Here is a 21,674-nt window from a genome sequence, read left to right on the forward strand (position 1 = left end):
ACACGGACACTATGGTCCTCGACACGGCCCCGCAGCAAGCAGGTGCGCCGCATGTCAGACATGCACTGTCAGATGTGCGGATCAGGCCGGCCAGCGCTGCGCTTTGCTCACGACAAAGTCACGGAACACCTGCACGCGCGCGACCGTCTTCAATTCCTCGGGATAGACAAAGTAGGTGTCGAGCTGAATCGAATCCGACTCGCCGAACAGCTGCACGAGACGGCTGTTTTCTTCGACGAGATAGTCCGGCAGCGCGGCAATGCCGAGGCCCTGCTGACAGGCGCGCACCAGACCGAGGATGTTGTTGACCTTGAAATAGGCCTCGCGCGGACCGGAGCCGTTGCGGCCGGCATCGACCAGCCAGTTGCGGTTCTGCAGATGCGGCGCGACCTGGCCGTCGGCCAGCATGATGATGCGATGGTCGTCGAGCTCGTCGAGCGTGCGCGGCGTGCCGAAGCGCTTCACATATTCCGGCGAGCAGTAGGCGTGGAAGCTGATCGCGAACAGCTTGCGCTGAATCAGGTCGGGCTGCGTCGGCTTGCGGGTGCGGATCGCAACGTCGGCCTCGCGCATCGACAAATCGAGCTCCTCGTCGGTGACGATCAGCGAGATCCGGATCTCCGGATACATCGCGGTGAACTCGCCGAGCCGCGGGATCAGCCAGTTGATGCCGACGCCGGGCGTGGTCGTGATCTTGAGATCGCCGCTCGGCCGCTCGCGGCTGTCGGTCAGCTTGGCGCGCGCGGCCTGCAGCTGCATGAAGACGTCGTGCGCCGTGCGGAACAGCAGATCACCCTGCTCGGTGAGGATCAGCCCGCGCGCGTGGCGATGGAACAGCGAGACCGCGAGCTCCTGCTCGAGCGCGCTGACTTGGCGCGAGACCGCCGATTGCGACAGCCCGAGCTGCTCCCCGGCATGCGTGAAGCTGCCCGCTTCCGCCGCTGCGTGAAACACCTTCAGCTTGTCCCAATCCATATCCGTAAATCCATCCCGTGATCGTGGCATCGTCAGTTCATTCCGCAGCGGCGCGTTCGCTCGCCGCGTGGGCGATGAAGCGTTCGGCCTCTAGCGCGGCCATGCAGCCCATGCCGGCGGCGGTGATCGCCTGCCGATAGGTTTCGTCGGCGACGTCGCCGGCCGCGAACACGCCGGGCACGGAGGTCGCGGTCGAGCCAGGCACCACCTCGACGTAGCCGGAGGGTTTCAGCTTCAGCTGGCCCGCCACGAGCTCCGTGGCAGGCGCATGGCCGATCGCGATGAACACGCCGTCGGCCGGCAGCTCGGTCAGCGCGCCAGTCTTGACGTTCTTGAGCCGGACATGCGTGACCTTGGACGGCGAACTGGCGCCGCAGATCTCGTCGAGAGCGCTGTCCCAGACGACCTTGATCTTGGGGTGCTTGAACAGCCGCTCCTGCAGGATGCGCTCGGCGCGAAAATGATCGCGCCGATGCACGACCGTGACGGTGGAGGCGAAGTTGGTCAGGAACAGGGCCTCTTCGACGGCCGTGTTGCCGCCGCCGACCACGATGACCTCCTTGCCGCGATAGAAGAAGCCGTCGCAGGTGGCGCAGGCGGAGACGCCGAAGCCCTTGAACGTCTCCTCTGATGGCAGACCGAGCCAGCGCGCCTGCGCGCCGGTCGCGAGAATCACCGTCTCGGCGAGATAGACGTCGCCGGAATCGCAGGTCAGCCGGAACGGCCGCTGCGCCAGCTCCAGCTTGGTCACCAGGTCGGTCCTGATCCTGGCGCCGACGTGGGTTGCCTGTTTCTCCATCTGCTCCATCAGCCAGGGACCCTGGATGACGTCGGCGAAGCCCGGGTAGTTTTCGACGTCGGTCGTGATCGTCAGCTGGCCGCCGGGCTGGATGCCCTGGATCAGCACCGGCTCAAGCATCGCCCGTGCCGCGTAGATCGCCGCGGTATAACCGGCGGGGCCGGAACCGATGATGACGACTTTGGCATGGATCGGAGCTTGCATGGCGACGAGAACTCGCTGGAAAGGGGAGGATCGACGACGCAGCGAGCGGAATGCGTGAAAGAAACGCCCCGAGGCCCCATCGAAAATGTCAAATCCAAGTCTATGCGATCTGGCGAGCCATGCAAGAATTGCAACGCATCTCGGCGAATTTTCCCTTCACGACCCGGTCAACAGGGGAAATCGAGAGTAATAAAATTGCGCGAATTGAGCCGGTTGCGCTAAGAGAGTTGCCGTTCACTCCGGGAGCCCGTCTCCCGCCTGTTCCCGCCAGCCCCCCAATCCCCGTGACCAAGAATCTTGACGAGATCGATCTCAAAATCCTGAGCGAAATTCAGGCCGATGGCAGGATCACCAACGTGGAACTGGCCAAGCGGGTCGGCATCTCGCCGCCGCCGTGCCTGCGGCGCGTCAGGACGCTGGAGGAGGAGGGCTATATTACCGGCTATCGCGGCCTGCTCGACCCTCGCAAGCTCGGCTTCGACGTCACCGTGTTCGCGTCGGTCCACCTGTCGAGCCAGGCCGACGCCGATCTGAAGGCGTTCGAGGAGTTCGTGCGCGCGGAGCCGCTGGTGCGCGAATGCTGGATGCTGTCGGGTGAGGTCGACTTCATTCTGAAATGCGTGGCGCCTGACATGGCGACGTTCCAGGAGTTCGTCACGCACCTCACTGCGGCGCCGCATGTGCGCAATGTCCGGACTTCGCTGGTGCTGCACAGCTCGAAATACGAGGCGGCAGTGCCGCTCGAGGTCAAGGGACGCGGCTAGCGATCGGCGTCATCCGGGCCAGCCCCGAACGAGGCTGGACCCGGGCTATCGAGATCGTCGTCTCAACCCTGGATTCCGGGTTCGATGCTCGCGCATCGCTCTGGAATGACCGTCGGGAGAGCGGAGGCTCAGCTCTTCTTGCCCAGCAGCGCGTCGACGCTGATCGGCCCGCCGCCGGCCGTGGCCAGATACAGGCAGGAGAAGCAGAACGCGATCGCAGCGGTACCGTTGTTCAACAGCGGCAGCCACACCGGCTCGCCGGTCTTGAACATGTGGCCGAGGAAGTAGGCGAAGGCCATCTGGCCCGAGAGAATGAAAGCCACCGGGCGCGTCAGCAGGCCGACCATTAGCAGCGCGCCGAGCACGAGCTCGATCATGCCGGCCGTGTAGATCAGCGGCGGAATGTTTGCGAAGTACGGAACCACCGGAAACTTGAAGATCTTCGCCACGCCGTACTGAAACAGCAACAGGCCTGTGATGAAGCGAAACAGGCTGAGCGCAGCCGGTTGCCATTTCGAGAGCATCTGCTCCATGTCTGATCATCCCCCAATCAAAGCTAATGATGTAAGCGAGCGCCGCGCCGTCCGAGCGGCGCCGTTCCCGCCCTGCACTTAGCTCATTACCTAAACCCCGTCACTGCCGTGGATCTTCCGGTCCCGATGAATTGACCGTGTGCTGCCGAATGGCATCGGTTCGAGAGGGATGCGCGGCGGGGGACCCGTCAAAGGAGAAAGGGCCGCGCTTTCGCGCAGCCCTTGTTCGATCAGACGCCCGAGAACAACAATGAGGGCTCAGCGCCACTCCACTTTGGCGATCTCGTAGGACTTGGCGCCGCCCGGAGCCATGACCTCCACGGTGGTCCCCATCTTCTTGCCGATCAGCGCGCGTGCCAGCGGCGAAGTGATCGAGATCTTGCCCTTCTTGGCGTCCGCCTCGACCTCGCCGACGATCTGCCAGACCGCCTTCTTCTCGGTGTCCTCGTCGATCAGGGTCACGGTCGCGCCGAACTTGATCGTGTCGCCGGAGAGCTTGGCCACGTCGATGATGTCGGCGCGCGCGAGCTTGTCCTCAAGCTCTGCGATGCGGCCTTCATTATGCGACTGCTCTTCCTTGGCGGCGTGATATTCCGCGTTTTCCGACAGGTCGCCATGCGAGCGCGCCTCGGCGATGTGCTCGATGATGCGCGGGCGGTCCACCGACTGTCGCTGCTTCAGCTCGTTCTCCAGCGCGGCGTAGCCGCCCGCAGTCATGGGAACCTTTTCAACCATCTCTTCTCGTCCTTCAGTCGTGCGAGCAAGGCCGCGCACGATCAGCATCTCCAGAATGGACCTTCGGGGCCCAAAAGCATAGCCGCTCAAGCCGATGATAGCGACCCGTCAAAGGCCGGACCAACATCAAACGGAGCGGCGAGTTCCTGCCGAGAGCGCTTTATTTCCGATGATTGCCAATCGCTTAGCGGGCATTCGCCCGCGCCACGCGATCAGTTTTCGGAAAAGTAACTCTGCAAGGTGCGGACCTCAAGGTCTCCCCCGAGATAGGCACGGATGCCTTGCGCGGCCGCCACGGCACCCGAAAGAGTGGTGTAATACGGCACTTTATGCAAGAGGGCAGCGCGCCGCAGCGAGCGGCTGTCGGCGAGCGCCTGCGGCCCCTCCGTGGTGTTGAAGACCAGCTGGATGTCGCCATTGGTGATGGCGTCCACGATATGCGGCCGGCCTTCCAGCACCTTGTTGATCTTCTCGGTCGGGACGCCCTGATCGACCAGGAAACGCTGGGTCCCGGACGTCGCGACGACCTTGAAGCCGTGGTCGTGGAGCATCCGCACGACCTCGGTGATTCGGGCCTTGTCGCTCTCGCGCACCGAGACGAACACCGTGCCCTTGCGCGGCACGCGGGTGCCGCCGCCGAGCTGGCTCTTGGCGAAGGCCACGGCGAAGGAGCGGTCGATGCCCATCACCTCGCCGGTCGAGCGCATCTCCGGGCCGAGCACGGTGTCGACGCCGGGGAAGCGGGCGAACGGAAAGACCGACTCCTTGACGCCGACATGCTTGAGCGCGCGCTTGGTCAGGCCGAAATCGGCCAGCTTCTCGCCGGCCATGATTCGTGCCGCGATCTTGGCGACGGGCGTGCCGACCACTTTGGCGACAAAGGGCACCGTGCGCGAGGCGCGCGGATTGACCTCCAGCACGTAGATCGTCCCGTCCTTGATGGCGTACTGCACGTTCATCAGGCCGACGACGTCGAGGCCCAGGGCGAGCTCGCGGGTCTGCCGCTCCAGCTCGGCGATGGTCGCCTCATCGAGCGAATGCGGCGGCAGCGAACAGGCGGAATCGCCGGAATGGATGCCGGCTTCCTCAATGTGCTCCATGATGCCGACGACGAAGGTGTCCTTGCCGTCGGAGAGGCAGTCGACGTCGACCTCGGTCGCATCGGAGAGATAGCGGTCGAACAGCAGCGGGTTCTTGCCGAGCACCGTGTTGATCTGGCCGGTCTTGTCGTTGGGATAGCGCGCCTTGACGTCGGCCGGCACCAGCTCGGGCAGGGTGCCGAGCAGGTAGTCGCTGAGCTGGTTGTCCTCGCGGATGATCTGCATCGCGCGGCCGCCGAGCACGTAGGACGGGCGCACCACCAGCGGCAGGCCGAGATCGGCGGCGACGAGACGCGCCTGCTCGACAGAGTAGGCGATGCCGTTCTTCGGCTGTTTCAGATGCAGCTTGTCGAGGATGCGCTTGAACCGGTCACGGTCCTCCGCGAGGTCGATCGCCTCAGGCGACGTGCCGAGGATCGGCACGTCGGCGGCTTCCAGCGCGCGCGCGAGCTTGAGTGGAGTCTGGCCGCCGAACTGCACGATCACGCCATGGACGGTGCCGTTCTGGCGCTCGGTCGCGATGATCTCGAGCACGTCCTCGGCCGTCAGCGGCTCGAAATACAGCCGGTCGGCGGTGTCGTAGTCTGTCGACACCGTCTCCGGATTGCAGTTGACCATGATGGTCTCGTAGCCGGCATCGGCCAGCGCGAAGCAGGCATGGCAGCAGCAATAATCGAACTCGATGCCCTGGCCGATCCGGTTCGGACCGCCGCCAAGGATGATCACCTTCTTCTTGTCCGACGGCGCGCTTTCGTCGCCGAGCTGGCCAGCAAAGGGCGTCTCGTAGCTCGAATACATGTATGCTGTGGGCGAGGCGAACTCCGCAGCGCAGGTGTCGATGCGCTTGAATGCCGGACGAACGCCCAGCGCCTGCCGCTTGGCAGCGACCTCGGCTTCAGTGGTGTTGGCCAGCACCGCGAGCCGCGCATCAGAGAAGCCCATGGCCTTCAGCGTGCGCATGCCCACCGCATTCGGCGGCAGGCCGTGACGGCGAACCTTGTCCTCCATCTCGACGATGCCGCGCATCTGCGCCAGGAACCAGGGATCGATCTTGCAGGAGTTGAAGATCTCCTCGTCGGACCACCCGAGGCGGATGGCTTGCGCCACCTGCAGGATGCGGTTCGGAGTCGGCGTCCCCAGGGCGGCGCGGATCGCGTTCTTGTCGTCGCCGCGGCCGAGCCCCTCGATGTCGATCTCGTCGAGGCCGGTGAGTCCGGTCTCCAGACCGCGCAGCGCCTTCTGCAAGCTCTCCTGGAAGGTGCGGCCGATCGCCATGACTTCGCCGACCGACTTCATCGACGTGGTCAGCGTGGTCGAGGCGCCCGGGAATTTCTCGAAGGCGAAGCGCGGAATCTTGGTGACGACGTAGTCGATGGTCGGTTCGAACGACGCAGGCGTGGCGCCGCCGGTGATGTCGTTGGCGATCTCGTCGAGAGTGTAGCCGACCGCGAGCTTGGCCGCGACCTTGGCGATCGGGAAGCCGGTCGCTTTCGATGCCAACGCCGAGGAGCGCGACACGCGCGGGTTCATCTCGATGACGACCATGCGGCCGTCGGCCGGGTTGACGCCGAACTGCACGTTGGAGCCGCCGGTCTCGACGCCGATCTCGCGCAGCACCGCGAGCGAGGCGTCGCGCATGATCTGGTATTCCTTGTCGGTCAAGGTCAGCGCCGGCGCGACGGTGATGGAGTCGCCGGTGTGCACGCCCATCGGATCGAGGTTCTCGATCGAGCAGACGATGATGCAGTTGTCCTTTTTGTCGCGGACGACTTCCATCTCGTACTCCTTCCACCCGAGCACCGACTCTTCGATCAGCACTTCGTTGGTGGGGGAGGCGTCGAGACCGCGCTCGATGATGTCGAGGAATTCTTCCTTGTTGTAGGCGATGCCGCCGCCGGTGCCGCCCATCGTGAAGGATGGACGGATGATCGCGGGCAGGCCGATCTCGGACAGCGCCATCAGCGCCTCGCCGAGAGCATATTCCTGGTAGCGCTTGCGGCGATCGTTTTCGCCGAGCGTCCATTGCCGGTCGAGCTCGTCGCGCGCGGCGCCGGTGAGCTTCTCGCGCTCGGCATGATATTTGTCGCGATACTGCTTCTTCAGCGCGGAGGCATTGGCGAGGCGCGACTTCGGCGTCTGCAGCCCGATCTTCTCCATCGCGTTGCGGAACAGCTGGCGGTCTTCAGCCTTGTCGATCGCGTCAGCGGTGGCGCCGATCATCTCGACGTCGAACTTCTCCAAGGTGCCTTGCCGGCGCAGCGACAGCGCGCAGTTCAGCGCGGTCTGTCCGCCCATGGTCGGCAGCAGCGCGAAGCCGCCGGGAATGACGTTGCGCTCCTTCTCGATGATCTTGGCAACGATCTCGGGCGTGATCGGCTCGATATAGGTCGCGTCGGCCAATTCCGGGTCCGTCATGATCGTTGCCGGATTGGAATTGACGAGGACGACGCGATAGCCCTCCTCCTTCAGCGCCTTCACCGCCTGCGTGCCCGAATAATCGAACTCGCAGGCCTGGCCGATCACGATCGGACCGGCGCCAATGATCAGGATGGTGGAGATGTCGGTGCGTTTCGGCATTCAGGCTCACGGACAAGAAACGGGCAGGGAATCGGGCACAAAAAAAGGGCGCGCGTTTCGCGCGTCCCCGAAGGCCCAGGCGCGACCGGTGCTCGCGCGCGAGGGGTCTTTAGACCAGTTTATCCAAGCCGGAAAGAGCCTTACGTCCTCATCAACGGGCAATTTTATACCGGTTTCAATCGCTCGCGACGGTGTCGGAGGATGAGAACCGCCAGCCCGGCGCCGACGCTGAGGCCGCCTACCCAACCGAGATCGGCCGGCGCGGCGGTCGAGAGCACGATTCCCCCGAGCGCACCGCCAAGGGCGAAGCCGAAATACATGAACGAGGAGTTGAGCGACAGCGCAACTGTCGCAGCCTGAGGCTCGATCCGGATCAAGCTCGCCGCCTGAGCCGGAAAGAAGCTCCAGCCGCAGAGACCCCAGACGCCGATCGGCACCAGCACGAGGACATGGCTCAGCTCAGGAGAGGCCGTTTTCACCGTCACCGACAGCATGCCAAGTGCTGCGGCCATGCCGGCGAGGCTCAATGCCATTGTCGGGGTCGGCCCAATGCGATCGGCCAAGATTCCGCCGAGGACGTTGCCCACCGCGGCGGCGGAGCCGAATACCAGGAGTGCCACGCTGATCTGATTGGTGGTGAAGCCGAGACCGTGCAGCGGAACCGCCAGATAGGTGAAGACGGTCAGGCCGCCGATCGCCCACAGCATCGTCGTTACAACCGCATAGATGACGGAGGCATGGCGAGCGATCGCAAGGCGGCTGCCGAGGCTCGGAGCCGCATGGGGCAGCTTGGCCGGCACCCGCAGGAGCACGCCGATCAGGGCGAGGGCGCCGAGCGCCGCCACCAGAGCGAAGGTCGCGCGCCAGGACGCCTGGCTCCCGACGAAGGTGCCGAGCGGGACGCCGATCACCGTTGCGACGGTGAGGCCCGAGGTCACCAGCGCGACGGCGCGGCCGCGCCGCTCCGGTGCCGAGATCGCCACCGCAACGCCGATCGCAGTCGGCGTGCAAAGCCCGGCGCCGAGGGCCATGAGAACGCGTGAGATGATCAGCAGCGGATAGCCTGGCGCGATGACAGCGAGTAGGTTGCTCGCGATGAAGACGGCGAGCGCCAGGATCAGCACCGTCTTGCGGTCGACATTGTTGAGGACCACGGCGAGCAGGGGCGAGCCGATCGCATAGGCCAGGGAATAGGCGGTCACCAGCTGACCCGCGGTGGCTGGTGAGATTCCAAGATCGGCGGAGATCGCGGGCAACAAGCCCGCGATCACGAACGCTTCGGTCCCGATCGCGAACGTCGCCAAAGCCAGCCAGATCACCAGCATCGTTCATCGCCCATTGTTCAATATTTATTGAACTATTGGCCGATCATGCACGTTTGTCAATTGGTTCAATAGATATTGAACATTGAGGCCGATGTCGTTGGTCTGTAGAGTCATCCCATGAGTCGAGCCCTCCATCATCCCACCCGCGATCAGATCGAGCTGCCAGCGGTCCTGGACTGCCTGGGGGATCCGATCCGGCTCGCCATCGTGTATAATCTGGCCAAACTGGAGCACGTGGCGGGCGAGCTGCGCTGCGGCGATTTCAATGCGCTCAGCGGCAAATCCAATCTCGCCTATCACTACGCCCGGCTCCGCGAGGCGGGTCTGATTCAGACGCGCATCTCGGGCACCACCCGTTTCATTCGGCTGCGTCGCGATGATCTCGAAGCGCGCTTTCCGGGGATGCTGACGACCATCATCTCTGCCGCGACCCGCGACGCCGCACGGCTTCAACTGCCCGAGTGCGAGATCGCGACGGAGGCATGATTTGCGGCTTGTCTGATGGCGTGCGGGGATCGTGGTGGGGAGCCCCGGAGCTGCGGGACAGCATCGATTGGAGGCCCGGCCTGGACTTGAACCAGGTTCAAGAGCGTTGCACCGCTCTTCGCGTCGTAGCTTCCGCCACCGGGCCGAGGGTGATCTTACCTTTCACGGCCGCGTCAGCCAGCGCGTGTTTCAGTTAACCCTAATCCCATTGCTCCCTGTGGCAGGAGAGAGCGGGGAGGAGCGGGCGGTCAGCGCGTTCCAGCCATCGGTCGCGCCACGAAGGTCATCCGCCAGGGATTGTGGCCGATATTCTTCGGCGCCCGAACCGCGCTGAAGCCGGCCCTCTTGAGCCGCGCCAGCATGTCGGCCTCGCTGTAGCGCTGCAGGCCGACCTTGGTCCGCAGCTGCCGATAATCCGACAGGGCCGTGGCGACCAGACCCACCAGGGCATCCCTGAGGAAGCCGTCGCGCGCGGCGAACCGCAGCAGCGCCAGCACGTCGCGAGCCATGCCGACCTCCGGCCGGAGGATGTCGCCGAGGACGAACTTCCCCGAAGGCTTCAACAGCCGCCTGATGACGCCCAGCGCCGTGTCGAATTCGCTCTCGCTCATGTATTGCGCGACGGAGTTCATCACGACGAGATCGATGGACGCCTCCTGCATGTTGCGCAGCTCGTCCAGGGAGCGGACCCGGATCTTGGTGTTCGGGGCAAACCGCGCGATCAGCCGCCCGCGCACGCCGGGCGCGGGTTCCGCCAGGATCAGGGTCATGCAGGAGTCTGCGACCTTGGCGGCCGAAAGCGCCTCACCGCAGGAATAGTCGAGGACAACAGCATCCGGCGCGGGGATATAGCTGACGATGTCGCGCGCGATCCCTTGAAAGTGCAGGTCCCGGTGCAACTTGCTCGCATAGATCGTGTGTGTGGAATCGTAATAGTCGATCCAGTCGTCCATGGCGGGTTCCGGCAAACACAGTTCCTTGAACGGAACTGGAGGGGTCAGCGAGCGTTAACGGGTCCGATCACCCGTGTCCATTGCTGCTTCTAACAGGAAGGTTGACCCGTGAGTAAAGCAAAGTCCGACAAGACTGCCCCCGAGCTCGATACCCCGACCGATCTGTCCCCCGATGCCGTGAACAAGATCCAGACGGCGCTGAACACGCTGTTGGCGGACGCCTTCGCGCTTTACCTCAAGACCAAGAATTTCCACTGGCACGTCAGCGGCCGGCATTTTCATGACTACCATGAGATGCTCGACGAACAGTCGGATGCGATCTTCGCCACCACGGACCAACTGGCCGAGCGTGTCCGCAAGCTCGGCGGCACGACGCTCAAATCGATTAGCCAGATCAGCAAGCTGCAGACCATCAAGGACAACAACGAAGAATATGTGCCGCCGCGCGAAATGTTGCGGGAGTTGATGGAGGACAACAAGCATATCGCGGCCGCGATGCGGAAGGCGCACGAGCTGTGCGACGATAACGACGATCCAGCGACCGCGGGTTTGCTCGAGAACTTCATCGACGAGACCGAGCGCCGCACCTGGTTCCTGTTCGAGGCCAGCCGCCAGGAAGGCAGCAACGCGGCGTGAGCCGATTGCCAGATACAATCTTTAAGGACGCGCTGCGACGACGTGGCGCGTCCCTTTTTTGTAGGCGTTTCATGTCTGTCGCGCTGGGGGCGCGCGACGCGGATTTGACGCCCACATCGTGGGAGCGCGCGGCCGGGGTACTCTCGTTTATTCCGCAACCGCAGCACCGAGCGACGGCTGGCGGTTCGCCAGCACGCGCGCCGCGGCCATCCCGATCATCATGGCGATCACGAACAGCACGATTGCCGGCGAGCCGTAGCCGAGCCCGACGAAGGCGGGGCCCGGGCAGATGCCGGCAAGGCCCCAGCCGATGCCGAAAATGGCAGGTCCGGTGGCGATACGCCAATCCAATGTCTGCGTGTGCGGCAGATGGAAGCGATCGGCGAGCAGCGGGCGTTGCCGTCGGAAGACGAGCCGGAAGCCGATGAAGGCTGTGCCGACGGCGCCGGCCATCACGACCATCAGGCTAGGATCCCAGCCACCGGTACGGATCGCGGCGAGATCGAGAAAGCTCAGCACTCTTTCCGGATTGGACATGCCGGAGAGCAGCAGCCCAAGTCCGACGACAAGTCCGATGATGAACTGGATCAGGATGATCATATCGGCATCACATCACATGCCGGACGAGGAAAGTGGTTGCGACCGCGGTGGCCATGAACACCAGCGTGGCCAGGATGGAACGCGGCGACAGGCTGGCAATGCCGCAGACGCCATGGCCAGAGGTGCAGCCATTGCCCCAGACCGCGCCGAAGCCGACCAGCAATCCCGCCAGCACGAGTGCCATCGGGCCGGCCTGGAGACGCAGAGGCGGCAGGCTGCCCGTCGCGAGCCGCACCATCAGGGTTGCGGCGATCAGGCCGCCGATGAAGGCGAACCGGCCGGCGAGCGTGCCATCCCAAGGCGGCAGCAGCCGGGCGGCGATCCCGCTCACTCCGGCGATCCGGCCTGTCAGGCCCATCATCAGAACGGCCGCGATCCCGATCAGGACGCCGCCCGCGAGCGCGGTCAAGACCTCATATTCGCTGGTCATAATGCTTTCAGGTCCTCGCGGTCCGCGAACGTTGCAATCCACAGTCATATGCATTAGTTCTTATATGCGAAATCTGAGAAGTAACAATCATGACAGTGCGGGTCGCACGCAAAGCGAAGGCCGCTTCGGTGGCTGCGGGTCTGGAACACAAGGCGGAGGAGGCTGCGCGCCTGCTGTCGGCGATGGCCAACCCGAAGCGGCTCATGGTGTTGTGCAACCTGATCGACGGCGAGCGCGCCGTGGGGGACCTCGCCGAGCAGGTGGGTTTGCGCCAGGCGGCGCTGTCCCAGCACCTCGCGATGATGCGCGCGCTCGATCTGGTTGCGACCCGGCGCGACGGCCAGACGATCTATTACCGCCTGGCGAGCGACGAGGTCCGCGAGGTTCTGCAGACGCTGTATCGGCTGTATTGCGCCTGATCAGCGCGCACGGTGCCACAAGCGGGTGAGCGGGCCGCTCGCGCCACGCACCGGATCGGTCTCGGGCAGCGGCACCTCCGGAATGGTCCGTAATGCGCGGGCGTGGTTCTCCGGCGTTGGCCTGGTGATCTGCATCTGAGGCCCGGGCGGGTAGGCGCCGACGATGCAGAAATCCGCACTCGCCGAGATGCATTGATGTCCCGTGCCGGCCGGCAGGATGGCAACGTCACCTGGCGCGAGCTCGAGTTCGCGCCCCTGATCGCCGCCGAAGCGCACGCGGGCCGTGCCACTGGCGACGCCGAGCGCCTCGTGCACGGTCGCGTGATAGTGCAGATAGTCATAAACGCCGTTACGCCACATGTCGCCCCAGCCATTGCCGGCGAACATGCGCTCGATGCTGGCCGCGGGATCGCCGCGGTCGAGGGCGATGGCCTCTCGGTACACGAGGAACGGCATCGGGTTGTTCGGCACCAGTCCGTCATCGGTAAAGACAATGCCGATCGGCTCACTGCCTTTCACGTCGGCCATTGTCGCTCTCCGTCAGACGCCCCGATCGGTGAACTCGGCCGGTGTCGCGAAGGTTCCGGCCGCCCGCGAGGCGTTTTCCCGTCCGATTGACACCTTCGTCCATGCCTCATATCGTTACAATAAGTAAGAATGAACGGGGAGGATGGTTTGCGGCTGGTCCGGAGTCGGCAGGAAACGAGGGCAGCCATCCTCGGCTACCTCTGGTGTTCCGGCGGCTCGTTCCGGCCGGACCTCGCCCAGGGTGTTGCGCTGACCGAAGCCAGCATCTCGCGTATCATCAGCGATCTCAAAGCCGAGGGCGTCATCCAGGAGAGCCGGCGCGCGGTGCCCTATCGTGGCGGTCCGAGCCAGTTCGTCACCTTGAGCAGCGCCATCGCGGTCGCGGCCATCGAGATCTCCAACAATCGTCTCTATGCCGCCATCGGCACGCTCGCCGGCGAGACGCTTTACGCGCAGCCTCACGAACTGCCCGATGGTCTCGGCGCCCCTGACGTGTCAGCGACAATCGCGCGGACCGTCGGCGAGCTCGGCGGTTGGGCGACGCGGAATGGCATCGCGCTGGAGCAGCTGGCCGTCTCGATTCCCGGATACGATCCGGAATCGCGCGCCAGCCCGATCGTGGCGCTCGATGCTGCCGAGCTTGCTGATGTCGTGCAGCGCGCCCTGCCGGGCACCCCGACACGCATGACCAATTCGATGGTGGCGCGCGCCGTTGGCCATCGGCTGCAGATGGGCACGGGTGTGCTCGGCGGCTCGTATTTCTTCGTGTTCGTCGGCCATGGCGTCGGCGCGGCCATCGTCGACGAGCTTGCCGAAAGCGGCGATGTCGAGACCTGCGAGATCGGCCACGTCGTCATCGAGCGCGGCGGCCGCTGCTGTCGCTGCGGTCATGGCGGCTGCCTCGAACCCTACGTCTCGACCGTTGCGCTCGCCGACATTCTCCGGGTGCAGGAAAGCGAGTTGATCGGCGCCGGCGATCGCTGGCCCGAAATCTATCGCATCTCCAGCGCGGCACGGGCGGAGATCAGGGCACGCCTCGCCCGGCTCGGTCTCGCGATCGGCAACGCGCTCAATCTCAACCGTCAGCGCAATGTAGTCATCGCAGGGTGGCCAAGCGCTCTGCCAGCCGAGGATCGCGCCATCGTCATGGCGGCGATCGGCGAGTCGCGCCTCGGCGGGCTGCAGGGCATCACGCTCAGCTTTTCCGAGGCCAGCCTCGGGCGCGAGCCACAGGCGGGGCTGGCGCTCGCCGCCTTCTCGTTCATCCGCCGCAGCGGCGCGCGTCGCGCGCAACTCAAGCAGTCGATCTCGAGCTGATCACACGTCGGCAGCGTCACGTCCGACGATCATGGGAGGGGAAGAATGAAACGACACCACGCTCTGGCCGCCGCTCTGCTCTGTCTGGCCGCGGCCCTGCCGCCCACATTCGCGCGCGCCGAGAGCGTGCTGAGGGTGAAGCCATCGGGCGACCTCAAGGTGCTCGATCCGACGATCGCCGCGGATTCGATCGCGCGCAATTTCGGCTACATGATCTACGACACGCTGTTCACGGTCGACGACAAGCTCCAGGTCAAGCCGCAGATGGTCGAGAGCTGGACCACCTCCGCCGACCGCAAGATATGGACCTTCAAGCTGCGCGACGGGCTGAAGTTCGGCGACGGGGCGAGCGTGACGTCGGAGGATGCTGTCGCCTCGCTCAAGCGCTGGAGCCAGGCCGATGCGATGGGGCAGATGCTGAACGCCCATGGCGCGTCATGGGATGTCGTCGATGCCACCAGCTTCACTCTGACGCTGAAGGAACCCTGGGGCTTCGTGCTCGATGCGCTCGCCAAGCCCGGCGCGCCGGTGCCGTTCATCGTGCCTGCGCGAGTTATCGCCGCAACCACTGCCGGCCAGCCGCTCGCGGAGCAGACCGGCTCCGGCCCGTTCATCTTCAAGAAGGACGCGTGGGTGCCGGGCTCGAAGCTCGTCTTCGTCAAGAACCCGTATTACGTGCCGCGCGCTGAGCCGCCCTCCGGCCTGGCGGGCGGCAAGGTCGTGAAGTTCGATCGTGTCGAATGGCTGATCATTCCGGACCAGCAGACCGCGCTCGATGCGCTGAAGAAGGGCGAGCTCGACATCGCGGAGGACATCCCGACCGATCTCCTTCCGGTGGCGAAAGCGAGCAAGGACGTGGTCGTCTCCAACCAGGACGAGATCGGCGTGGCGCAGCAGATCCGGCTCAACTCGACCCAGCCGCCGTTCGACAATCCCGCCATTCGTCGCGCCGCGCTGCTCGCCGTCAATCCGCAGGACTATATCGAGGCCTGGGGCGGCGGCGAGGGCAGGCTGATCAAGGCCTGCAGATCGTTCTACATCTGCGCCTCGCCCTACTATACGGAGGCCGGCTTCCCGTCCTTCGATCTGCAGAAGGCGAAGACGCTGTTGCGCGAGAGCGGCTATGACGGCACGCCGGTCGTGATCCTGGACGCGTCCGAGAACGCGCAGATCCATCCTGCGAGCCTGGTCGCCGAGCAGCAGCTCAAGGCCGCCGGCTTCAAGGTCGACGTTCAGGCGATGGACTGGGCGACGGTGGTGAGCCGTCGCACCAAGAAGGAGCCGGTCGGGCAGGGCGGCTGGTCGATCTTCATCTCCGGCCCCGGCGGTCTCGACATGATGCTTCCGATCAGCCATCTCGGCCTGCGCTCGAACTGCGACAAGGCGTGGTTCGGCTGGCCCTGCGATGCCGAGATCGAGAAGCTGCGTGCCGCATTCGGCGACTCCGCCGACATCGCCGAACGCAAGGCGCTGGCCGAGCAGATCCAGCTGCGCGCTGTGCAGACGGTTCCCTACATCCCGATCGCGGTAGCCTATCAGTTCCGCGCGGCGCGCGCCGATCTCACCGGGATGCTCAATCCGCCGGCGCCGGTGTACTGGAACGTCTCACGCAAGTGAGACGGCCCGAGCTAGGCCTTGGGCAGTTCGAACACCAGGCAGGTGGTGGTGGCATGCGCCAGCAGACGGCCTTCTAAATCGGTGATGCGCGCCTCGGCGGTCGCGGCGCGGCGGCCGAACGACATTGTCGTGCCTTCGGTGCGCACCACGCCCGTCGTCTCGGTCATCGCCTTGACGAACGAGATCTTGAACTCCAGCGTGGTGTAGCCGCTGCCCTGCGGGCAGCGCGTCTGCACCGCGAGGCCCATCGCCGAATCCAGCAGGATCGCGGCATAGCCGCCGTGCACCGAGCCGATCGGATTATAGTGGCGCAAGCCGGGCACGCTGTGCATCACGACATGGCCGGGCTCCGCGGTGCAGTCGAACGGCGTGACGGTCTGCATGATCGGCGGCTGCGGCAGCGTTCCCGCAAAGATGCCGCGCACGAAATCGAGGCCCGGCATCGAGGCCAGCACCGACACCGACACCACGCCATAATCACCACGTTCGACAGTCTCGCTCATCTCGGCCGATCTCCATTAAATGATATTGATCATATGAAAGAACCAGCCGCAGCGCGAGCCTGAAACGGCGGCGTCGTGATCACAAGGTCGGATGCAGAAATGCCCGGGAGCGACCCGGGCATGTGATGTCGATCAGTCTGCCGGCCTCAGGCCGCGCTGCGCTTCTTCTCGCGCATCAGCTCGGCGAAGCGCTGGAACAGATAATGCGAGTCGCGCGGACCGGGCGAGGCTTCCGGGTGGTACTGCACGGAGAACACCGGCTTGCCCTCGAGCTGAATGCCGCAGTTGGAGCCGTCGAACAGCGAGATGTGGGTCTGCGTCGCGCCCGCCGGCAACGTGTCCTGGTCGACCGCGAAACCGTGGTTCATCGAGGTAATCTCGACCTTGCCCGTGGTCTCGTCCTTGACCGGATGATTGGCGCCGTGATGGCCCTGATGCATCTTCTTGGTCTTGGCGCCGACCGCGAGGCCGAGCATCTGATGCCCGAGGCAGATGCCGAAGGTCGGCGTCCCCGAGGCGATCACCTGCTGGATGACCGGCACGGCATACTTGCCGGTCGCGGCGGGATCGCCGGGACCGTTGGACAGGAACACGCCGTCCGGCTTCATCGCCATGATGTTCTCGGCCGAGGTCGTCGCCGGCACCACCGTCACCTTGCAGCCGACGCCGGCGAGCAGGCGCAGGATGTTGCGCTTGATGCCGTAGTCGATGGCGACGACGTTGAACTCCGGCTTGGCCTGCTGGCCGAAACCCTCGTTCCACACCCAGGGAGTTTCGTCCCAGTTGAAGCGCTGCGTCGAGGTGACCATCGGCACGAGGTCCATGCCCTCGAGGCCCGGCCACTCCCGCGCTTCCTTCTTCAAGGCGTCGAGATCGAAGGTGCCGTCCTTGGAATGGGCGATCACGGCATTCGGCATGCCCTTGGAGCGGATCAGCGCGGTCAGCGCGCGCGTGTCGATCCCTGAGAGCCCGATGATGCCGCGGGCGCGCAGCCATTGGTCGAGATGCCGTGTGGCGCGGTAGTTCGACGGATCTGATATCGCGGTGCGCAGGATCACCCCGCGCGCGCCCGGCGTCGCCGCCATGTTCACCGTCTCGATATCCTCGTCGTTGGTGCCGACGTTGCCGATATGCGGGAAGGTGAAGGTGATGAGTTGTCCGGCATAGGACGGATCGGTCAGGATCTCCTCATAGCCGGTCATCGCGGTGTTGAAGCAGACCTCGCCCACGGCGTGGCCTTCGGCGCCGAGGCCGTAGCCTTCCAGCACCGTTCCATCGGCGAGCACGAGGAGCGCGGTCGGTTTGTGGTCCGGCCAGGCAGCGTCAGTATCGATGTGTGTCATGAGGCCCCTACATAGTGGGACGAGAGCCCGACGTCAAAGCTGGAAGTGGCCGATTCACACGCGATTTCGGTCAATTTGCGCCGAGAATGGCCGGATTTCGTCGTCGGCGAGCGGAACGGATGCGGAACCGAGTTGTCTCGCGGGGGCGAACCGCCTAGACCAGCCGTCAACCGAATTTACGAGGGCAAGATCATGCTGCGCGACGACATCAACAACGCGGTCAAGGAGGCGATGAAGGCCAAGGACGAGCGCAAGCTCTCCACCCTTCGCATGGTCAACTCGACCCTGAAGAACGCCGACATCGCCGCGCGCGGCGAGGGCAAGCCGCCGCTCACCGACTCCGACGTGCTCGCGGTGCTGCAGAAGATGATCAAGCAGCGCCACGAGTCCGTCGAGCTGTACGAAAAAGGCGGCCGCGCCGAGCTGGCCGCCAGTGAGCGTGAGGAGATCGCGGTGATATCCGCCTATCTGCCAAAGCAGATGAGCGACGACGAAGTGAAGTCGGCCATCGCAGCCGCCGTCACCGAGACCGGCGCTGCCGGCGTGAAGGACATGGGCAAGGTCATCGCGGTGCTGAAGGCGAAGTACACGGGCCAGATGGATTTCGCGAAGGCGAGCGCGCTGGTGAAGGCAGCGCTGTCGAGCTGATCTCTCGATTGTTACCCACGAGCGACCCGCAACGGCGGTGCGCTCCCTCTCCCCGTTCTTCACGGGGAGAGGGCTGGGGTGAGGGGCAGCCGCACGGGGAGTGTGCGCCGATAGACCTGTAACCCCTCACCCGGATTGCATCTTGCGATGCAATCCGACCTCTCCCCGCAAGCGGGGAGAGGTAAGGGCCCGCACCAGCGCTTGAACTAACAACCGAGAGGGAAACACCTCCGCCATGCTTCAGGAAACGTCCGACTACGACCAGCTGTATCGCGACTTCCGCTGGGACATCCCGGCGCAGTTCAACATCGCCGTCGCTACCTGCGACCGCCACGCCGACGGCACGGGCTGCCTCGCGCTGATCGTCGTCGAGGAGGATGGCGCCGCGCGCCGCGTGTCGTTCGACGAGTTGCGTGACGCCTCCTGCCGCTTCGCCAATGTGCTGAAGGCCGACGGCCTGGCGCAGGGCGATCGCGTCGCGGTGTTCCTGTCGCAATCTCTCGAGCTGCCGATCGTCCATCTCGCCGCCTTCCGCGCCGGCCTCGTCTCGGTGCCGCTGTTCACGCTGTTCGGCGAGGACGCGCTGCAATTCCGCCTGCAGAACTCCGGCGCCAAGGTCGTGGTGACCGACACGACGGGCTTCGCCAAGCTCCAGCGCATCCGCGACCGGTTGCCCGAGCTCAAGACGATCTACGTCACCGACGGCGAAGGCAGCGGCGCCCGGCCGTTCTGGTCGACGCTGGAGCGCGCCTCGGCTCAATTCCCGACCGTCGCGACCTCGAGCAACGATCCCGCCATCATCATCTACACCTCCGGCACGACAGGAAATCCCAAGGGCGCGCTGCACGCCCATCGCGTGCTGCTCGGCCATCTGCCGAATGTCGAGATGGTGCACGGCTTCCTGCCGAAGCCCGGCGACGTGATGTGGACGCCGGCGGACTGGGCCTGGATCGGCGGGCTGTTCGATGCGCTGTTTCCGGCCTGGTATCACGCGGTGCCCGTGGTGGGCTATCGCGCCAGGAAGTTCGTGCCGCAGGCGGCGATGCAGCTGATGGCGGACTATCAGGTCCGCAACGTATTCCTGCCGCCGACAGCTTTGAAATTGATGCGTCAGGCCGACGTCAAGCATGATGGCGTCAAGCTGCGCAGCATCCTCACCGGGGGTGAGTCCCTTGGCGCCGAACTGCTCGACTGGGTGCGCGCGACCTTCGGCATCGACGCGCACGAGATCTATGGGCAGACCGAATGCAACCTCGTCGTCGGCAACAACGCAAAGCTGTTTCCGATCCGGCCGGGCTCGATGGGCAAGGCCACGCCGGGCTTCGAGGTGCTCATCGTCAACGAGAAGGGCGAGGAGCTGCCACGCGGCGAGCGCGGCATCATCGGCGTGCGCCAGCCCAATCCCTGCACCATGATCGAATATTGGCGCAATCCCGAGGCGACGTCGAAGAAGTTCGCGGGCGATGTGCTGCTGACGGGAGATCTCGGCACGCAGGATCAGGACGGCTATTTCTGGTACGCGAGCCGCGAGGACGACGTCATCACCTCGGCCGGCTACCGCATCGGCCCGGCGGAGATCGAGGACACCCTGCTCAAGCATCCCGCCGTTGCGCTTGCCGCCGTCGTCGGCATTCCCGATCCCGTACGCACCGAGGCGGTCAAGGCCTGGATCGTGCTGCGGTCCGGCTTCGTTGCGAATGACACGCTGTCGCGCAAGATCCAGGACTTCGTCAAGGTAAAGCTCGCGGCGCATGAATATCCGAGGCATGTCGAATTTACCGACAGCCTGCCGATGACGGCGACCGGCAAGGTGCTGAGGCGCGAGTTGCGCGCGCGGGGCTAGGCTGGGGCGCCCGACTGTGAACGCGTAATTCTGGCAAACCTGTCGATTTGTTACTCCGTCATGCCCGGGCTTGACCCGCCTGCGCGGCCGAAGCCGCGCTTCTGCGCGGCGAAGGCCCTGGCATCCACGTCTCTCCGAGACCGCCGAACGGCGTGGATGGCCGGGACAGCCCGGCCATGACGGCGCGCAAAGATGCGGGCGCAAAACTAAGGCCTCTTCTTCGCCGCTCTGCCCACAAGTTGAAATTGAAATCATAGCCCTCCCGCTGTTAGCATCATGCGAACAAAAACAGTCAGGAGGGACCGCCGATGACCGCATCCGTTTCGGGACGCAACGATCCCGTGGTGCGCCGCATCACCACGGCCGACATTGCCGAGGCCTTGACTCAGGGCCTGCGCGACTTCCAGGCGCAGCCGCTGTTCGGACTCGCCTTCGGCCTGATCTACGTGCTCGGCGGCATCAGCATCGTGCTGTGCGTGACCGCCTTCGGCATGGTCTATCTCGCTTATCCGCTGGCTGCGGGCTTTGCGCTGATCGGCCCGTTCGTCGCCATCGGTCTCTATGAAGTGAGCCGCCGGCGTGAGCTTGGGCAGCCGATCTCCTATAGTGGAATCTGGCAGACCATCATCTCGCGCGGCGAGATCGGCTGGATGGCGTTCGTAACGTTGTTCTTCTTCATCATCTGGATGTATCAGGTGCGCCTGTTGATCGCGCTGCTGCTCGGGCTCAATGCCTCGTTCTCGAGCATCAAGGAGTTCATGACGGTGGTGCTGACCACGAACGAAGGCCTGCTGTTTCTGGCCATCGGCAACCTCGACGGCGCCGCGCTGTCACTGGTGCTGTTCTCGCTGACCGTGGTGTCGTTCCCGCTGCTGCTCGACCGCGACGTCGACTTCGTCACCGCGATGATCACCAGCGTGCGGGCGGTCGTGACCAGTCCGGGGCCGATGATCGGCTGGGCCGCGGTGATCACCGTGCTGCTGATCGTCTCGGCGTTGCCATACTTTCTCGGCCTGCTAGTGACCGTGCCGGTGCTGGGCCATGCGACCTGGCACCTCTATCGCCGGATCGTGGCACCGGCGTAAGCGCGCCCGGTGAAAGCTGTGATGACCGCGCGAGCCGTTGACTTGCACGCTCGTTTTCCTCTGCGGATCGTTGGTCGTCGCGCCGAACCATTCTGCGAATTGATTGACTCCGTCATGCCCGGGCTTGTCCCGCCAGCGCGGCCGTGGCCGCTTCGGCGCGGCGAAGGCCCGGGCATCCACGTCGTTCTAAGCATGCTGAACGACGTGGATGGCCGGGACGGGCCTGGACGGGCCCGGCCATGACGACGCGGTGA

At 64.7% G+C, this 21,674-nt stretch carries 21 protein-coding genes and 1 tRNA gene; 9 read left to right on the forward strand and 13 right to left on the reverse strand.

Annotation, left to right across the window (positions count from 1 at the left end):
• Positions 1-81: 81 nt before the first annotated feature.
• Together BRADO_RS06175 and trxB are read right to left on the reverse strand one after the other, a co-directional pair.
• Positions 82-1,005, reverse strand: coding sequence for a LysR family transcriptional regulator (locus BRADO_RS06175; RefSeq protein ID WP_008962929.1), 924 nt, complete (start codon positions 1,003-1,005; stop codon positions 82-84).
• 7 nt (positions 1,006-1,012) lie between these two features.
• The gene (gene trxB / locus BRADO_RS06180; protein WP_011924453.1) at positions 1,013-1,978 is read right to left on the reverse strand and encodes a thioredoxin-disulfide reductase; all 966 of its coding nucleotides are present in this window, start codon (positions 1,976-1,978) and stop codon (positions 1,013-1,015) included.
• A 284-nt stretch (positions 1,979-2,262) separates the two neighbouring features.
• Between trxB and BRADO_RS06185 the strand changes: the two genes are divergently transcribed.
• A complete protein-coding gene (locus BRADO_RS06185; protein WP_011924454.1) occupies positions 2,263-2,742 on the forward strand; it encodes an Lrp/AsnC family transcriptional regulator in 480 nt (159 codons plus the stop codon).
• A gap of 128 nt (positions 2,743-2,870) precedes the next feature.
• Here the strand turns inward: BRADO_RS06185 and BRADO_RS06190 are convergent, their stop codons facing one another.
• From BRADO_RS06190 to BRADO_RS06205, 4 genes are all read right to left on the reverse strand, one after another.
• A complete protein-coding gene (locus tag BRADO_RS06190) occupies positions 2,871-3,275 on the reverse strand; it encodes a DoxX family protein (protein ID WP_011924455.1) in 405 nt (134 codons plus the stop codon).
• A gap of 258 nt (positions 3,276-3,533) precedes the next feature.
• On the reverse strand, positions 3,534-4,010 hold the full coding sequence (greA, locus tag BRADO_RS06195; protein WP_041757344.1) for a transcription elongation factor GreA: 477 nt from the start codon (positions 4,008-4,010) through the stop codon (positions 3,534-3,536).
• 212 nt (positions 4,011-4,222) lie between these two features.
• On the reverse strand, positions 4,223-7,687 hold the full coding sequence (carB, locus tag BRADO_RS06200) for a carbamoyl-phosphate synthase large subunit (protein ID WP_011924457.1): 3,465 nt from the start codon (positions 7,685-7,687) through the stop codon (positions 4,223-4,225).
• A gap of 164 nt (positions 7,688-7,851) precedes the next feature.
• A complete protein-coding gene (locus tag BRADO_RS06205; protein ID WP_011924458.1) occupies positions 7,852-9,012 on the reverse strand; it encodes an MFS transporter in 1,161 nt (386 codons plus the stop codon).
• 117 nt (positions 9,013-9,129) lie between these two features.
• Here BRADO_RS06205 and BRADO_RS06210 point away from each other — a divergent pair, with 117 nt between their 5' ends.
• A complete protein-coding gene (locus BRADO_RS06210) occupies positions 9,130-9,498 on the forward strand; it encodes a helix-turn-helix transcriptional regulator (RefSeq protein ID WP_041756168.1) in 369 nt (122 codons plus the stop codon).
• 68 nt (positions 9,499-9,566) lie between these two features.
• On the opposite strand, the gene BRADO_RS34920 is transcribed toward BRADO_RS06210, so the two are convergent.
• Positions 9,567-9,643: transfer RNA gene (locus BRADO_RS34920), tRNA-OTHER, on the reverse strand.
• A 103-nt stretch (positions 9,644-9,746) separates the two neighbouring features.
• The gene (locus BRADO_RS06215; protein WP_041756169.1) at positions 9,747-10,451 is read right to left on the reverse strand and encodes a class I SAM-dependent methyltransferase; all 705 of its coding nucleotides are present in this window, start codon (positions 10,449-10,451) and stop codon (positions 9,747-9,749) included.
• A 108-nt stretch (positions 10,452-10,559) separates the two neighbouring features.
• On the opposite strand from BRADO_RS06215, the gene BRADO_RS06220 reads away from it, so the two are divergent.
• Positions 10,560-11,087, forward strand: coding sequence for a Dps family protein (locus tag BRADO_RS06220; RefSeq protein ID WP_011924461.1), 528 nt, complete (start codon positions 10,560-10,562; stop codon positions 11,085-11,087).
• A 147-nt stretch (positions 11,088-11,234) separates the two neighbouring features.
• Here the strand turns inward: BRADO_RS06220 and BRADO_RS06225 are convergent, their stop codons facing one another.
• A complete protein-coding gene (locus BRADO_RS06225; protein WP_011924462.1) occupies positions 11,235-11,687 on the reverse strand; it encodes a DUF6691 family protein in 453 nt (150 codons plus the stop codon).
• 7 nt (positions 11,688-11,694) lie between these two features.
• The gene (locus BRADO_RS06230) at positions 11,695-12,117 is read right to left on the reverse strand and encodes a YeeE/YedE family protein (protein ID WP_011924463.1); all 423 of its coding nucleotides are present in this window, start codon (positions 12,115-12,117) and stop codon (positions 11,695-11,697) included.
• An 89-nt stretch (positions 12,118-12,206) separates the two neighbouring features.
• Here BRADO_RS06230 and BRADO_RS06235 point away from each other — a divergent pair, with 89 nt between their 5' ends.
• Positions 12,207-12,536, forward strand: coding sequence for a helix-turn-helix transcriptional regulator (locus BRADO_RS06235; RefSeq protein ID WP_011924464.1), 330 nt, complete (start codon positions 12,207-12,209; stop codon positions 12,534-12,536).
• Here the strand turns inward: BRADO_RS06235 and BRADO_RS06240 are convergent, their stop codons facing one another.
• On the reverse strand, positions 12,537-13,064 hold the full coding sequence (locus tag BRADO_RS06240; protein WP_011924465.1) for a cupin domain-containing protein: 528 nt from the start codon (positions 13,062-13,064) through the stop codon (positions 12,537-12,539).
• Between the two features lie 129 nt (positions 13,065-13,193).
• Between BRADO_RS06240 and BRADO_RS06245 the strand changes: the two genes are divergently transcribed.
• Positions 13,194-14,381 carry an ROK family transcriptional regulator gene (locus tag BRADO_RS06245; protein ID WP_011924466.1) on the forward strand — a complete coding sequence of 396 codons (1,188 nt, stop codon included), beginning with the start codon at positions 13,194-13,196 and terminating at the stop codon, positions 14,379-14,381.
• A 45-nt stretch (positions 14,382-14,426) separates the two neighbouring features.
• Entirely contained in the window at positions 14,427-15,998 is a 1,572-nt protein-coding gene (locus tag BRADO_RS06250) for an ABC transporter substrate-binding protein (protein WP_011924467.1), read from the forward strand.
• 11 nt (positions 15,999-16,009) lie between these two features.
• Here the strand turns inward: BRADO_RS06250 and BRADO_RS06255 are convergent, their stop codons facing one another.
• Both BRADO_RS06255 and carA read right to left on the reverse strand, forming a co-directional pair.
• The gene (locus BRADO_RS06255; protein WP_011924468.1) at positions 16,010-16,501 is read right to left on the reverse strand and encodes a PaaI family thioesterase; all 492 of its coding nucleotides are present in this window, start codon (positions 16,499-16,501) and stop codon (positions 16,010-16,012) included.
• 146 nt (positions 16,502-16,647) lie between these two features.
• Complete coding sequence (carA, locus tag BRADO_RS06260; RefSeq protein WP_011924469.1) at positions 16,648-17,844, reverse strand: glutamine-hydrolyzing carbamoyl-phosphate synthase small subunit; 1,197 nt, start codon at positions 17,842-17,844, stop codon at positions 16,648-16,650.
• 192 nt (positions 17,845-18,036) lie between these two features.
• Between carA and BRADO_RS06265 the strand changes: the two genes are divergently transcribed.
• The 3 genes from BRADO_RS06265 (at position 18,037) to BRADO_RS06275 (ending at position 21,420) form a co-directional block, all read left to right on the forward strand.
• Positions 18,037-18,492, forward strand: a complete 456-nt coding sequence (locus BRADO_RS06265) for a GatB/YqeY domain-containing protein (protein WP_041756170.1) — start codon at positions 18,037-18,039, stop codon at positions 18,490-18,492.
• 235 nt (positions 18,493-18,727) lie between these two features.
• Positions 18,728-20,335 (forward strand): acyl-CoA synthetase, encoded by a 1,608-nt coding sequence (locus BRADO_RS06270; protein WP_011924471.1) that lies wholly within the window; start codon positions 18,728-18,730, stop codon positions 20,333-20,335.
• Between the two features lie 308 nt (positions 20,336-20,643).
• Positions 20,644-21,420: a DUF2189 domain-containing protein gene (locus BRADO_RS06275; RefSeq protein ID WP_011924472.1), complete on the forward strand. Its 777-nt coding sequence runs from the start codon at positions 20,644-20,646 to the stop codon at positions 21,418-21,420.
• The last annotated feature ends 254 nt before the right edge of the window (positions 21,421-21,674 follow it).

Origin of the sequence: Bradyrhizobium sp. ORS 278, assembly GCF_000026145.1 — a bacterium.
Lineage (GTDB): Bacteria > Pseudomonadota > Alphaproteobacteria > Rhizobiales > Xanthobacteraceae > Bradyrhizobium.

What these genes read in the sequence shown, in the direction of transcription:
- BRADO_RS06230 (WP_011924463.1), bottom strand. Translation starts at nt 12,117, where the DNA reads ATGACCAGCGAATATGAGGTCTTGACCGCGCTCGCGGGCGGCGTCCTG.
- trxB (WP_011924453.1), bottom strand. Translation starts at nt 1,978, where the DNA reads ATGCAAGCTCCGATCCATGCCAAAGTCGTCATCATCGGTTCCGGCCCC.
- BRADO_RS06240 (WP_011924465.1), bottom strand. Translation starts at nt 13,064, where the DNA reads ATGGCCGACGTGAAAGGCAGTGAGCCGATCGGCATTGTCTTTACCGAT.
- carA (WP_011924469.1), bottom strand. Translation starts at nt 17,844, where the DNA reads ATGACACACATCGATACTGACGCTGCCTGGCCGGACCACAAACCGACC.
- BRADO_RS06275 (WP_011924472.1), top strand. Translation starts at nt 20,644, where the DNA reads ATGACCGCATCCGTTTCGGGACGCAACGATCCCGTGGTGCGCCGCATC.
- BRADO_RS06235 (WP_011924464.1), top strand. Translation starts at nt 12,207, where the DNA reads ATGACAGTGCGGGTCGCACGCAAAGCGAAGGCCGCTTCGGTGGCTGCG.
- greA (WP_041757344.1), bottom strand. Translation starts at nt 4,010, where the DNA reads ATGGTTGAAAAGGTTCCCATGACTGCGGGCGGCTACGCCGCGCTGGAG.
- BRADO_RS06210 (WP_041756168.1), top strand. Translation starts at nt 9,130, where the DNA reads ATGAGTCGAGCCCTCCATCATCCCACCCGCGATCAGATCGAGCTGCCA.
- BRADO_RS06205 (WP_011924458.1), bottom strand. Translation starts at nt 9,012, where the DNA reads ATGCTGGTGATCTGGCTGGCTTTGGCGACGTTCGCGATCGGGACCGAA.
- BRADO_RS06245 (WP_011924466.1), top strand. Translation starts at nt 13,194, where the DNA reads ATGAACGGGGAGGATGGTTTGCGGCTGGTCCGGAGTCGGCAGGAAACG.
- BRADO_RS06255 (WP_011924468.1), bottom strand. Translation starts at nt 16,501, where the DNA reads ATGAGCGAGACTGTCGAACGTGGTGATTATGGCGTGGTGTCGGTGTCG.
- BRADO_RS06190 (WP_011924455.1), bottom strand. Translation starts at nt 3,275, where the DNA reads ATGGAGCAGATGCTCTCGAAATGGCAACCGGCTGCGCTCAGCCTGTTT.
- BRADO_RS06265 (WP_041756170.1), top strand. Translation starts at nt 18,037, where the DNA reads ATGCTGCGCGACGACATCAACAACGCGGTCAAGGAGGCGATGAAGGCC.
- BRADO_RS06250 (WP_011924467.1), top strand. Translation starts at nt 14,427, where the DNA reads ATGAAACGACACCACGCTCTGGCCGCCGCTCTGCTCTGTCTGGCCGCG.
- carB (WP_011924457.1), bottom strand. Translation starts at nt 7,687, where the DNA reads ATGCCGAAACGCACCGACATCTCCACCATCCTGATCATTGGCGCCGGT.
- BRADO_RS06215 (WP_041756169.1), bottom strand. Translation starts at nt 10,451, where the DNA reads ATGGACGACTGGATCGACTATTACGATTCCACACACACGATCTATGCG.
- BRADO_RS06175 (WP_008962929.1), bottom strand. Translation starts at nt 1,005, where the DNA reads ATGCCACGATCACGGGATGGATTTACGGATATGGATTGGGACAAGCTG.
- BRADO_RS06270 (WP_011924471.1), top strand. Translation starts at nt 18,728, where the DNA reads ATGCTTCAGGAAACGTCCGACTACGACCAGCTGTATCGCGACTTCCGC.
- BRADO_RS06225 (WP_011924462.1), bottom strand. Translation starts at nt 11,687, where the DNA reads ATGATCATCCTGATCCAGTTCATCATCGGACTTGTCGTCGGACTTGGG.